Raw genomic sequence first — 12,368 nt, forward strand, 5'->3', positions numbered from 1 at the left:
AGCCCCTGACCGTGCCTGCCCCCCACTCCCCCCCCACCCCCCCTTGCCTTCGTAGTCGCTGGCGCTGACCTCGATAGCAAAAGCACATTTTCATGAGGCGCCATCAAGGCGAAGCAACACTGTCCGCCAGGCAGCATCAACGGCGCTCAATTTCAATCAGCTCGATTTCGAACAGCTTGGGCCACAGTTTGCCCGTGACAAACAAACGCTTGCCGCGCGCATCCCAGGCGATACCGTTGAGTACGGCGTCAGGGTTGGCCGTACCTCGCTGCTCGGGCGGCAGCAAGCCCGACAAGTCGATCCAGCCTACGACCTTGCCGCTGGCCGGATCGATGCGGGCGATCACGTCGGCGCCCCACACATTGGCAAACAGCTCGCCGTCGACCATTTCGAGCTCGTTCAGGCGCTCGATGGGGCGCCCCTCGGCCTTCACTTCGAAGCGGCGCATTTCGGCCAGGGTTTTCGGATCGAGCACGCGGACGGCGGAACTGCCATCGCTCATGTAAACAAATTGACTGTCGCTGGCCAGGCCCCAGCCTTCGCCCTGGTAGCTGAAGGTGCGCTTGAGCTTGAAGCTCTTCTGGTCGAACACATAGCCAGTTTGCGAAACCCATGTCAGGCCCAGGATCTCGTCGCCGACGGCGGTGATGCCTTCACCGAAGACTTTTTTGTCGAGCATGCTTTTCTGCAGCACTTTGCCCGTCCTCAATTCTACCTTGCGCAGCGAGGACTGGCCGTTTTGGCCCGTACTTTCATACAGGTGACCATCCTTGAACAGCAAGCCCTGGGTGAACGCCCGGGCGTCGTGCGGATAAGCATTCTTGACAAAGTAGCCATACACGGGAATGGCGGCTTGGGCGTAGCCCATTTCGCTCATCAGACCCATACTGCATAACAATCCCAGCAGCAGTGAGCCGGTGCTGCGTTTGATTTTGGCTGTACCCTTGGCGTTGGCGTTGGCGTTAATGTTCATCTGCTCGGGCGGAAGTTGGCTGATGCCTATTGTAACCGTGGCGCATCGGCCATGCGCTCCCTGACGAGCTCGAGCCAGGCGCGCGCGGCAAACGACAATCGTCCGCCGCGGCGCCAGGCCAGCATCAGATTCCACTCCACGGGTGGGCCGGCCAGCGGAATGATGTCAAATTGCGCTGGCGCTAGCGTGTCGCAATACATCTTCGGCAGCAGGCAAATACCCACGCCCAGACGCACGAGCGAGGCAATGAAGTCCCACTGGCCGCTGCGGCCGGTGATGCGCGGCGCAAAACCGGCCCGCTGGCAGGCATCGAGCACGATCTCGTTCAGGGCAAACGCGGCGCCGTAAAAGATGAATGGACTGTCGGCCAGCTCGGCCAGGGCCACGCTGCTGCGGCCCTGCCAAGGCGAGCCGGGCGCGGCCAGCAGGCATAGCGGTGAGCGCACGAGGGGCAAGGCTTCGAAATCCTGCCAGGTTGCGGCATTGCCCGGGTAGTCGAGCATGGTGCCCAGCTCCACCGTTCCCGTGCGCAAGTCGCGCTCGATCGCTTGCGTGCCGCTTTCATACATCTTTAACTCGATGCCCGGGTAGCGCTGGTGGTATTCGGCCAGCCATGGCGCCAGGGTGGAATGCGTCTGCGGCGACACCCCCACGCGCAGCTCGCCCCGCTCCAGCTCTTGCAAGTCGCGCAATGCCACCTTCAGTTCCGCGTGCAATGCCAGCAATTCATGCGCGCGCGACAGCACCACCTTGCCCGCGTCGGTCAAGCTAAAACGCTTGCCGGCGCGGTCCAGCAAAGCCAGGTCCAGCGATTGCTCGAGCTGGGCAATCATCTTGCTGACGGTGGGTTGGGTCACATACAGCTTGGCGGCCGCGCGTGTAAAACTGTTCTGTTCGACCACCTCGACGAAGTAGCGCAGCGAGCGGATATCCATGATGCATTCCAATATCGAATGATAATCATAAGTTTAAGTCATTTTATCTTTTGATGTGGCGTCACTACAATGAAAACTTCCCCCAGCCGCTAGAAAGCCCGCCGTGAAAGCCTTACATCCTCCCAGCAGCGTCCTGCCATCCCTCCCCGCCTGGCGCCAAAGCGTGCTGACCGCGTGGCAAGTGGGTATCCTGATTGCCGCCTGGTGGCTGGCGGACGAGGCCGCTTCCGCCCTGCATTTGCCGTTTTCCGGCGGCGTGGTAGGCCTGTTCGTGCTAGTGGCGCTGCTGCTGGCGGGCTGGCTGCAGCCGGCCGCCATCGAGCTGGGCGCGAACTGGCTGCTGGCGAACATGCTGCTGTTCTTTATTCCGCTGGTCGTATCCGTGGTGCAATTTACACAACTACTGAAGACACAAGGGGTGATGCTGTTCGTAAATATCGGCCTCGGTTTTGCCAGCGTGATGCTGGCTACGGCGTTGACGGTGGAATGGGTGTGCCGCTATGAGCGCAAGCTGCGCCTGCAAAAACTGCTGCGCCTGCGCGCAGCCAGGGCGGCAGCATGAGCACCTTGCTGCTGTCCCTGCTGTTCTTGCTGCTGACGCTGGTCTTGTTCTATGCCAACCAAGCCGTGCACCGCCGCTATCCACATTTTTTGCTGACGCCCGCCATCTGCACCTCGGCCATCCTGATCCTCATCGTGCAGCTGACCTCGACGCCGTTCGCCACGTATTTTGGCGAAACGCGCTGGCTGCCATGGCTGCTGGGGCCGGCCACCGTCGCCTTCGCACTGCCCATCTTCCAGGAGCGCAAGCTGATACGCAAGCATGGGCTGGCCTTGTCGCTGGGCAGTTGCGCCGGCATCGTCGCCTCCGTGGCCGCCACCCTGCTGCTGGATCGGCTGCTGGGCGTGCACGGCGACATGGCGCGCAGCCTGCTGGCGCGCTCGGTCTCGACGCCCTTCGCGCTGGAAGCGTCGCGCCAGATGGGCGGCTCGGCCCAGCTGACAGGGATTTTTGTCGTGATGACGGGTTTGTTCGGCTTGCTGCTAGGCAAGCCTTTGCTGAAACTGCTGCCCTTGCGCATGCGCATCGCCCGTGGCGCCCCGTATGGCGCAGCCGCGCACGGTTTCGGCCTGTCCGTGGCGCGCCGCGTGGGTACGGAAGAAGGCGCCGTGGCCAGCTTGACAATGATCTTCTCGGGCGTCGTGACGGTACTGCTGGCGCCGCTACTGGGCAGATTGTTAGGCTAAGGCGCCACGGCGCAGGCCTTTATCGGGGATAATACGTCTTTCCCCATTTGAAGCAGCCGCGCCACGATGAAATACCCTGCAGTCCTGCCTTTCAGCGACATCCTGTCCCGCTTGCACGAATTCGATGCCATCATCGATGTGCGCAGCCCGTCCGAGTTCGCCGAAGACCACTTGCCGGGCGCCATCAACCTGCCCGTGCTGGACGACGAGCAGCGCGTGCGCGTGGGCACCCTGTACAAGCAGACCAGCGCCTTCGAGGCGAAAAAGCTGGGTGCGGCGCTGGTGGCGAAAAATATCGCGCGCCATATCGAAGAAGGTTTCCTGGGCCACCCGCACGATTGGAAGCCCCTCGTCTACTGCTGGCGCGGCGGCAACCGCAGCGGCGCCATGGCGCACATCCTGGCACGCATCGGCTGGCCCGTGACGCAGCTTGACGGTGGCTACAAGGATTACCGGCGCCATGTGAACGCCGAACTGGCGACCCTGCCTGAACGCTTTGACTTCATCAACGTGCTGTGCGGCCCCACGGGCAGCGGCAAGAGCCGTTTGCTGCAGGTACTGAATAAGCAAGGCGCGCAAGTGATCGACCTGGAAGACCTGGCCGCCCACCGCGGCTCCGTACTGGGCGGCTTGCCGGACGCAGACCAGCCTTCGCAAAAGGCGTTTGAAAGTGCGCTGTGGCAGCAACTGCGTCATTTCGACGCGCAACTGCCCGTATTCATCGAATCCGAAAGCAAAAAAGTGGGCCGTTTGCGTGTGCCCGACGCGCTGATGGACAAGATGCGCGCAGCCGAGTGCACGGATGTGCAGTTGGCCACGCAACAGCGGGTGCAACTGCTGATGGATGATTACGCGCATTACGTGCTCGACGCCGAGCGTCTGAACGTGCAGCTGGCCCTGTTGACGCAGCTGCATGGCCACGAGAAAATTGCCCACTGGCAGCAGCTGGCCACCTCGGGCCGCATGGCCGAGCTGGTAGAACAGTTGCTGGTGCAGCACTACGACCCCGTCTACCGGCAATCGATCGCCCGCAACTTCAGCCGCTACGCCCAGGCGGCGCCGCTGATCTTGCCCGATATTTCAGAACATGCCTTTGAGCAAGCCGCGCGTGCATTATGTGCTATCGTCGGCGCACCCCGTACCGCTAGCGCCGCGTGAGCGCTGGCGCGGCTTCTAATGAACTTTTTGAGCAGGATGACGACCATGTCCGATAGCGCAGCAACACCCAATACACCCATCCGATTGACCGAGTTTTCCCATGGCGGCGGCTGCGGCTGCAAAATTGCGCCCGGCGTACTGGCCGACATTTTAAAGGGCAGCGGCGGCTTTCCCCTGCCCAAGGAATTGCTGGTCGGCATAGAAACCTCGGATGACGCGGCTGTCTACCAGCTCAACGACGAGCAGGCGCTGATCGCCACCACGGATTTCTTCATGCCCATCGTCGATGATCCGTTCGACTTTGGCCGCATCGCCGCCACCAATGCCATTTCCGACGTATACGCCATGGGCGGCACGCCCATCATGGCACTGGCTCTGGTCGGCATGCCGATCAACAAGCTGCCGGTGGAAACCATCGGCCTCATCTTAAAGGGCGGAGAAACCATCTGCGCCCAGGCCGGCATCCCCATCGCGGGCGGCCACACCATCGATTCCGTCGAGCCCATCTATGGCCTGGTGGTACTGGGCTTGGTTCACCCCTCGCAGGTGAAACGCAACGCCGGTGCCCGCGCCGGCGATAAGCTGGTGCTGGGCAAGCCGATCGGCGTGGGTATTTTGTCCGCTGCGCTGAAGAAAAACGCGCTGGACGCCGATGGCTACGCGTCCTTGATCGATAACACCACTAAATTGAATACCCCGGGCAAGAAACTGGCCCTGCTCGACGGCGTGCATGCGCTCACGGATGTGACGGGCTTTGGCTTGCTCGGCCATACGCTGGAGCTGGCGCGCGGCGCCAAATTGCAGGCGCGCATCGCCATGCAAGACGTGCCGCTGCTGCCGCAAGTGCTGCAACTGGCGCAAAATGGCAACATCACGGGCGCCTCGGGGCGCAACTGGCAGGGCTATGGCGCGCAAGTGGCGCTGGACGACAGCCTGAGCGCCATCGACAAGGCGATTTTGACGGACCCGCAAACGGCCGGCCCTCTGCTGGTAGCCTGTGCGCCGGAAGCCGTCGAGCAAGTGCTGGCGATTTTCCGCGCCGAAGGCTTTGGCGACGCCGCCGTCATCGGTGAGATGCAGGAAGGCACGACCGGGGTTTCAGTATTTTAATGAACAAATTTTTTGCAAAGGCAGTCCCATGACCAAGTTCTCCACCTCATTGAACAAGTTCCCCGCCATCCTGGCCACCGTCGCCGCCACCCTGGCCATCCACAGCGGCCTGGCGCAAGCGCAGCAAGTGCTGCGCGTGTCCGCCATCCCCGATGAAGCACCGACGGAATTGCAGCGCAAGTTCAAGCCGCTGGGCAGCTATCTGGAGAAAAAGCTGGGCATGAAGGTGGAATTTACGCCCGTCACCGATTACGCGGCCTCGGTCGAAGGCTTGATCAACAACAAGCTCGACATGGTCTGGTTCGGCGGCTTTACGTTTGTTCAGGCGAACGTACGCAGCGGCGGCAAGATCGTGCCCCTGGTGCAGCGCGAGGAAGACACGAAGTTTCGCTCCGTCTTCGTCACCACCAGCAAAGACATCAATCAGTTGTCCGACCTGAAGGGCAAGAACTTCACGTTCGGTTCGGAATCGTCGACCTCGGGCCACTTGATGCCGCGCTACTACCTGCTGGCAGCCAAGATCAACCCGGACACGGACATGAAGCGCATCGCGTTTTCCGGTGCGCATGACGCCACCGTCGCCGCTGTCGCCGGTGGCAAGGTCGATGCCGGCACCTTGAATATTTCCGTGTGGGAAAAATTGCTCGAAGCGAAAAAGGTTGATCCAAGCAAGGTGCGCGTGTTTTACACCACGCCCGGCTACTACGATTACAACTGGAGCGTGCGCGCCGACATGAACCCCGTGGTGCGCAAGAAGCTGACGGACGCCTTCCTGGCGCTGGACCCATCCACGCCTGAAGGCAAGGAAATCCTCGAGCTCCAGCGCGCCACGAAGTTCATCCCGACCAAGGCCGAGAACTACAAAGATATCGAAGCTGCCGCGCGCGATGCCGGTCTGCTCAAGTAAAGCAAGCCAATCCGCTGGCCGGCGCCGCCACTGCGGTGCGCTGGCCAGCACTTTCCCCACTCTCGCATGACATTCCAACTTCACAAGGTCAGCGTCCACCACGCGGGCGCCGCCAGCAATGCGCTGGCCCTGCGCGAGCTGGACCTGAACGTGGCCCAAGGTGAACAGATCGCCCTGATCGGCCCTTCCGGCGCCGGCAAGACCAGCTTGCTGCACACACTGGCCTGCGCGCTGCGCCCCGCATCGGGCAGCTTGAGCGTACTGGGCAGTTCTCCCTGGCAGATCGGCAGCGCCGAGCGCCACGCCTTGCGCGCGCGCTTGTTCCTGGCGCCGCAAACGCCACCGCTGCCGCCGCGCCAGCGCGTCGTCAATGCCGTGCTGGCGGGACGCTTGCCGCAATGGAGCTTGTGGACGGCGATCCGTTCCCTGCTGGCGCCCGTCGATCCGCGCGCCGCCTGGGAAGCGCTGGGCAAATTCGAGCTGCAAGACAAATTGTATGCGCGCGTCGATCGCCTGTCCGGCGGCGAACGCCAGCGCTGCGGCATGGCCCGCGCGCTGGTATCGAATGCGCAAGTGTTCCTCGTCGACGAACCGTTGTCCGCGCTCGATCCCACACTCGCTGTGCAGACGATGAATGTGCTGCAAGCCGAAGCGACAGCGCGCCATGCCACGCTGATCTGCAGCCTGCACCAGGTGGACATCGCGCGCGCCTGCTTTACGCGCATCGTCGCCCTGCGCGACGGCCAAATCGTCTTCGACGCGGCCAGCGCCGAGGTCAGCGACGCCATGATCGAACAACTGTACCGCAACAAGGCCGACGCCGCGCCCCAGGCCGAGGCCGATGCGCTACAAGCGAACCTGGACGCTGCGAGGCCGCTTTGCTGAAAACCGCGAATGCCGCCATGCCGCGCGATCCGGCCTGGCGCGCCCGCCTCAGTGCCGCTGCCGTCGTGCTGCTGGTGCTGTGGCCGATGCTGGTGCAGGCTGAATTTAAGCCGTGGATTTTATGCGATGCGCAAAGCCTGGCGGCCACCTGGCAATTCATTGCCAGCTTCGTGCCACCCGCCCATACACTGGAATTTTTGCACCTGGTGGCCATTGCCAGTTGGGAAACCATCGCCATGGCCACGGCCGGCATGGCGCTGGCCATGCTGGGCGCCATACCCCTGACCCTCCTGGTGACGGAGCGCCTGTCGATTTCGCGCATCGGCTCTGGCCAAGTGTCGCCGCTCGCCGCTGGCGTGCGCCATTGCGTGCGTGCGCTGCTGGTGCTGCTGCGCAGCGTGCCGGAACTGGTGTGGGCCTTGTTATTGGTGCGCATCGTCGGTCTGGGGCCGACGGCGGGCGTGATTGCCATTGCCCTCACGTATTGCGGCATGCTGGGCAAGGTGTATGCGGAAGTGCTCGAATCGTCGGACGCCGCCGCCTGCAACGCCTTGCTGCACAACGGCAGCGGCCGCCTGCAAGCCTTGCTGTACGGCGCCCTGCCCGAATCGGCCGCCGAATTGGTGTCCTACACGATTTACCGCTGGGAGTGCGCGATCCGCGGCTCCGTCGTGATGGGCTTTGTCGGCGCCGGTGGCCTGGGCCAGCGCATGGATGAATCGATGAAGATGATGGCAGGCAATGAGCTGGCCACCATGCTGATCGTGTTCGTGCTGCTGGTGGCGGGCGCCGACGCGGTCTCGGCAATGCTGCGCCGGAGACTGGCATGAAGAATGACACCTCCATGCTGCCTGTTTCGCCTCGCGTGCGCTGGTCGACCTGGGCCTTGCTGGCCGGCTTAGTGCTGCTGGTCATCGCCAGCTTTGCCACCCTGCCCTTGAAATGGGGCGAATTCTTTAGCGCCGATGCCGTGCGCACGAGCGCCGACTTCCTGCACGGCTTCGCCCCGCCCGACCTGGCACCCAACTTTTTGATGAAAATTGGCGTCGCCACCTTCGAAACCCTGGCCATGTCGGCCATCGGCACGGTGATTGCCGCTCTCCTGGGCGCGCTGCTGGCCCTGCCCGCCAGCGGGCGTTTCGGTACCCTGGCCCGCAATGCCACGCGCGCAATATTGAACGTGCTGCGCTCGATCCCCGAACTGGTGTGGGCCTCCATCCTGCTGATCGCCGCCGGCCTGGGCCCATTCGCGGGCACCCTGGCGCTGGCGCTGCACACGGTGGGCGTGCTGGGACGCTTGTTTGCCGATGCGTTTGAAAATTGCCCGCCCTTGCCGGCCGCCAGCTTGCGCATCAATGGCGCGCGTCCCGCCGCCACTTTCCTGTACGCCACCTTGCCGCAGTGCGGCCCGCAAATGATGTCGTATACCCTCTACCGCTGGGAAAACAATATCCGCGCCGCCGCCATCCTTGGCGTCGTCGGTGCGGGTGGCCTGGGGCAGATGCTGAAATACCACCTGTCGCTGTTCCAGATGCCCAGCGCCGCCACCGTCATCGTCGCCATGCTGCTGATGGTGGCCGCCGTCGATGGCCTCAGCTACGTGCTGCGCCGCGCCATGACGCGATAAATGAGACTGTCTACAGCATGAAAAACTGCTCCTCGCCGCCCGCTACTGACTGCATGCCAGCGCGGCCCCGCTCGCAGACTTTACCGGCAGGTGGCAACTGCAACGCACCACCGTCCCGCACCATAGCGTCATCAAGGGGGCGTCTCAGAAAACGGAAAAAAATCGTACGCTAGGACCCGGCGAACGGACGTAGCGGCCTGAACTTGCCCGCGCCAACCTTGGCGCTGCTGCGCCAGAGGTAATCGCCGGTCAGGTTGATGTGTTCCCAGCCCAGCGGCGACAGATACTGCAACAGCGCCTCATCGACGGCATGACCGTTGCCGCGCAAAGCATGCGCGGCGCGCTCCAGATAGACCGTATTCCACAACACGACAGCCGCCGTCACCAGGTTGAGGCCGCTGGCCCGCTAGCGCTGCTGCTCAAAGCTGCGGTTGCGGATTTCGCCCAGCCGGTTGAAGAACACCGCCCTGGCAAGCGCGTTGCGTGCTTCGCCCTTGTTCAGCCCGGCATGGACGCGGCGGCGCAGTTCCACGCTTTGCAGCCAGTCCAGAATGAACAGAGTCCGCTCGATGCGCCCCAGCTCGCGCACGGCCACGGCCAAGCCGTTCTGGCGCGGATAGCTGCCGAGTTTGCGCAGCATCAGCGAGGCCGTCACCGTGCCCTGCTTGATCGAGGTGGCCAGCCGCAGAATTTCATCCCAGTGGGTACGGATAGCTTTGATGTTCAACTTGTCGCTGCTGATCATCGGCTTGAGGGCGTCATAGACCGTTTCACTCTTCGAGATGAACAGCTTGGTGTCGCCCAAATCGCGGATGCGAGGCGCGAAGCGAAAACCTAGCAGGTGCATCAGCGCAAAAACGTGATCGGTGAAGCCCGCCGTGTCGGTGTAGTGCTCCTCGATACGCAAGTCTGACTCGTGGTACAGCAGGCCGTCGAGCACATAGGTCGAGTCGCGCACACCGACATTGACCACCTTGGTGTGAAACGGCGCGTACTGGTCGGAGATGTGGGTGTAGAACGTCCGTCCTGGGCTGCTGCCATATTTCGGGTTGATGTGCCCGGTACTCTCGGCCTTGCTGCCGGTTCGGAAGTTCTGGCCATCCGACGATGACGTGGTGCCGTCGCCCCAATGCCCGGCGAAAGGATGCTGGAACTGGGCGTTGACCAGTTCGGCCAGCGCCGCCCCGCAGGTTTCGTCGCGGGGATGCCAGGCTTGCAGCCAGGCGAGCTTGGCATAGGTCGTGCAGGGCACGACTCGGCCATCTTGGTCAGGCCCAGGTTGATTGCGTCGGCCAGGATCGTGGTCAGCAACAGGTTCTTGTCCTTGGCCAGGTCGCCCGATTTCAGGTGCGTAAAGTGCCGGGTGAAGCCCGTCCACTCATCGACTTCAAGCAGCAGTTCGGTGATCTTGATGTGCGGCAGGATCATGGCCGTCTGGTCGATCAACGCCTGCGCGGTGTCGGGTACCGCTGCATCCAGCGGCGTGATTTTCAGACCCGACTCGGTGATGATGGCGTCCGGCAGGTCATTGGCCGCCGCCATCCGGTTGACGGTGGCGAGTTGAGCTTCAAGTAGTTCCAGGCGTTCGCTCAGGTACTGGTCGCAGTCGGTGATCACGGCCAGCGGCAATGCGCTGGACTGCTTGAGACTGGCGAACTTCTCCGGTGGCACCAGGTAGTCCTCGAAGTCCTTGAACTGGCGTGAACCCTGCACCCAGATGTCACCGGAGCGCAGCGAGTTCTTGAGTTCCGACAGCGCACACAGCTCGTAGTAGCGCCGGTCGATGCCAGTGTCGGTCATCACCAGCTTCTGCCATCGCTTCTTGATGAAGCCGGTCGGCGCGTCGGTAGGCACCTTGCGGGCGTTGTCGGTATTCATGCCGCGCAGCACCTCGATGGCGTCGAACACGTCCTTGGCTGCGGGCGCGGCCCGCAGCTTGAGCATGGCGAGCAATTCCTGTGCGTAGCGGCGCAAGGTGGCGTAACTCTCGCCGATGCGGTGGAGGAAATCGAAGCCCTCGGGCTGGGCAAGCTTCTGCGCCTCGGTGACGCTCTCGGCGAAAGCGTCCCAGGACATGACGGCTTCGATGGCGGCGAACGGGTCGCGGCCCGATTGCTTGGCATCGATCAGCGCCTGGCCGATGCGTCCATACAGCCGCACCTTGGCGTTGATCGCCTTGCAGGATGCCTGGAACTGCTGCTGATGCTTGTTCTTGGCGGCGTTGAACAGCTTGCCGAGGATGCGGTCATGCAGGTCGATGATTTCGTCGAGGCGGCGGCGATGCGTGTCCGCCAGTGATTCGGACAGGGCTTCGTAGATGCGCCGGTTGGCGCGGGTAATGGCCTCGGCGCAGACCCGCTCAATGACATCCAGCGCCGGGATGATAATGTGTCGGTGGCGCAGCGTGTCGAAGACGCTAACAGCTAGCACGATGCCCTTGTCCGTCTGCAATGCCAATTCGGCGGTGGCATGGACGGCCTGCCGGTAGTGCGCCAAGCCGAATGGCTCCACACCCAAATATGCACGCAGCTCAAGCAGATGCTCGCGCCGGGTTTCTTCCCTCTCTGCATACTGTGACCAGCACGATGGATCGATGCGCAGTTGTCGTCCGATCCATTGCAACAGGGACATTGGCAGGGAGGAATCGGGCAGCAAGCCTTGACCAGGGAAGCGCAGCAAGCACAACTGCACTGCGACGCCCAGGCGATTGGCGTCGCCTCGCCGCTGGCGAATCAGTGAGAGCTCAGTTTCACCGAAGGCATAGTGCCGGATGAGTTTATCTTCGGTGTCGGGTGGCAACAGTAGGCTTGCCCGCTCGGCAGCGGACAGGACCGAACGGCGCGGCATGCAATCTCTTTCTTCTTGAAAACGAGGGTTTTTGAGAGGCTACACCAGGCCACCAACATGACACGCCAAATCAAGGCGTTGCAATTCTCGAAAATAGTTCTGGAAATACTATTCTCGATCCATTAGTCTTGCAATGAGTTTCGATAATGAAAGCGACCCAAAAATGTCTCCCATCTATCTCATCGAAGGCCCGGTTGGTGCGGGCAAATCAACTTTCGCTAAATCTCTAGCAACCCAATTGCAAGGTACGCATATCGCACTCGATGAGTGGTTCTCAAAACTGTTCAGTCCAGATCGGCCGGTAGAGGACGTAATTACTTGGTATCTGCAGCGCAAAGACAGATTGTTGGATGTCATTTGGAGTCATGCAGTAGGCATGTCTAACGCAGATCAGGTTCCGATCCTTGAACTCGGATTGATACAGCGGCAAGCCAGATATGACCTGTATGCCAAGGCTCACGAGATTGGCGCAACACTTAAGTTATATGTGCTGGACGCGCCCGTGGAAGTACGCCGGCGACGAGTAAGGCAACGCAACGAGCAACGTGGATCGACATTTTCAATGGTGGTCCCAGATCACATCTTTGAAATAGCCAGCAACATGTGGGAAGCCCCTGATCAAACCGAGATCGCTGCCTTCGATGCCAAAGTTCTTACGACTGAGAAGCAAGGTTGACG

At 61.9% G+C, this 12,368-nt stretch carries 11 protein-coding genes and 1 pseudogene; 9 read left to right on the forward strand and 3 right to left on the reverse strand.

The window, feature by feature from the left end; all coding sequences use genetic code 11:
• Positions 1-136: 136 nt before the first annotated feature.
• Positions 137-973: a glutaminyl-peptide cyclotransferase gene (locus H4V96_RS11175; protein ID WP_196855197.1), complete on the reverse strand. Its 837-nt coding sequence runs from the start codon at positions 971-973 to the stop codon at positions 137-139.
• Between the two features lie 26 nt (positions 974-999).
• On the reverse strand, positions 1,000-1,908 hold the full coding sequence (locus H4V96_RS11180; RefSeq protein ID WP_196855196.1) for a LysR family transcriptional regulator: 909 nt from the start codon (positions 1,906-1,908) through the stop codon (positions 1,000-1,002).
• Between the two features lie 103 nt (positions 1,909-2,011).
• Here H4V96_RS11180 and H4V96_RS11185 point away from each other — a divergent pair, with 103 nt between their 5' ends.
• From H4V96_RS11185 to phnE, 8 genes are all read left to right on the forward strand, one after another.
• Positions 2,012-2,470 (forward strand): CidA/LrgA family protein, encoded by a 459-nt coding sequence (locus H4V96_RS11185; RefSeq protein ID WP_196855195.1) that lies wholly within the window; start codon positions 2,012-2,014, stop codon positions 2,468-2,470.
• Positions 2,467-3,156 carry an LrgB family protein gene (locus tag H4V96_RS11190; protein ID WP_280720935.1) on the forward strand — a complete coding sequence of 230 codons (690 nt, stop codon included), beginning with the start codon at positions 2,467-2,469 and terminating at the stop codon, positions 3,154-3,156. Before H4V96_RS11185 ends, H4V96_RS11190 begins: the two co-directional genes overlap by 4 nt.
• Before the next feature lie 66 nt (positions 3,157-3,222).
• Positions 3,223-4,314, forward strand: a complete 1,092-nt coding sequence (gene mnmH, locus H4V96_RS11195) for a tRNA 2-selenouridine(34) synthase MnmH (RefSeq protein ID WP_196855193.1) — start codon at positions 3,223-3,225, stop codon at positions 4,312-4,314.
• A 45-nt stretch (positions 4,315-4,359) separates the two neighbouring features.
• Positions 4,360-5,424 carry a selenide, water dikinase SelD gene (gene selD, locus H4V96_RS11200; protein ID WP_196855192.1) on the forward strand — a complete coding sequence of 355 codons (1,065 nt, stop codon included), beginning with the start codon at positions 4,360-4,362 and terminating at the stop codon, positions 5,422-5,424.
• A 28-nt stretch (positions 5,425-5,452) separates the two neighbouring features.
• On the forward strand, positions 5,453-6,331 hold the full coding sequence (locus H4V96_RS11205; RefSeq protein ID WP_029496418.1) for a putative selenate ABC transporter substrate-binding protein: 879 nt from the start codon (positions 5,453-5,455) through the stop codon (positions 6,329-6,331).
• 66 nt (positions 6,332-6,397) lie between these two features.
• Positions 6,398-7,216: an ATP-binding cassette domain-containing protein gene (locus H4V96_RS11210; protein ID WP_196855191.1), complete on the forward strand. Its 819-nt coding sequence runs from the start codon at positions 6,398-6,400 to the stop codon at positions 7,214-7,216.
• Between the two features lie 17 nt (positions 7,217-7,233).
• Positions 7,234-8,046, forward strand: coding sequence for an ABC transporter permease (locus H4V96_RS11215; RefSeq protein WP_196855231.1), 813 nt, complete (start codon positions 7,234-7,236; stop codon positions 8,044-8,046).
• Positions 8,043-8,843 carry a phosphonate ABC transporter, permease protein PhnE gene (gene phnE / locus H4V96_RS11220; RefSeq protein WP_196855190.1) on the forward strand — a complete coding sequence of 267 codons (801 nt, stop codon included), beginning with the start codon at positions 8,043-8,045 and terminating at the stop codon, positions 8,841-8,843. Before H4V96_RS11215 ends, phnE begins: the two co-directional genes overlap by 4 nt.
• 169 nt (positions 8,844-9,012) lie before the next feature.
• On the opposite strand, the pseudogene H4V96_RS11225 reads toward phnE, so the two are convergent.
• Positions 9,013-11,690: pseudogene (locus H4V96_RS11225) on the reverse strand (Tn3 family transposase).
• Positions 11,691-11,823: 133 nt separating this feature from the next.
• On the opposite strand from H4V96_RS11225, the gene H4V96_RS11230 reads away from it, so the two are divergent.
• The gene (locus H4V96_RS11230) at positions 11,824-12,366 is read left to right on the forward strand and encodes an AAA family ATPase (protein ID WP_280720936.1); all 543 of its coding nucleotides are present in this window, start codon (positions 11,824-11,826) and stop codon (positions 12,364-12,366) included.
• The last annotated feature ends 2 nt before the right edge of the window (positions 12,367-12,368 follow it).

Origin of the sequence: Janthinobacterium sp. CG_23.4, assembly GCF_029892305.1 — a bacterium.
Lineage (GTDB): Bacteria > Pseudomonadota > Gammaproteobacteria > Burkholderiales > Burkholderiaceae_D > Janthinobacterium > Janthinobacterium lividum_D.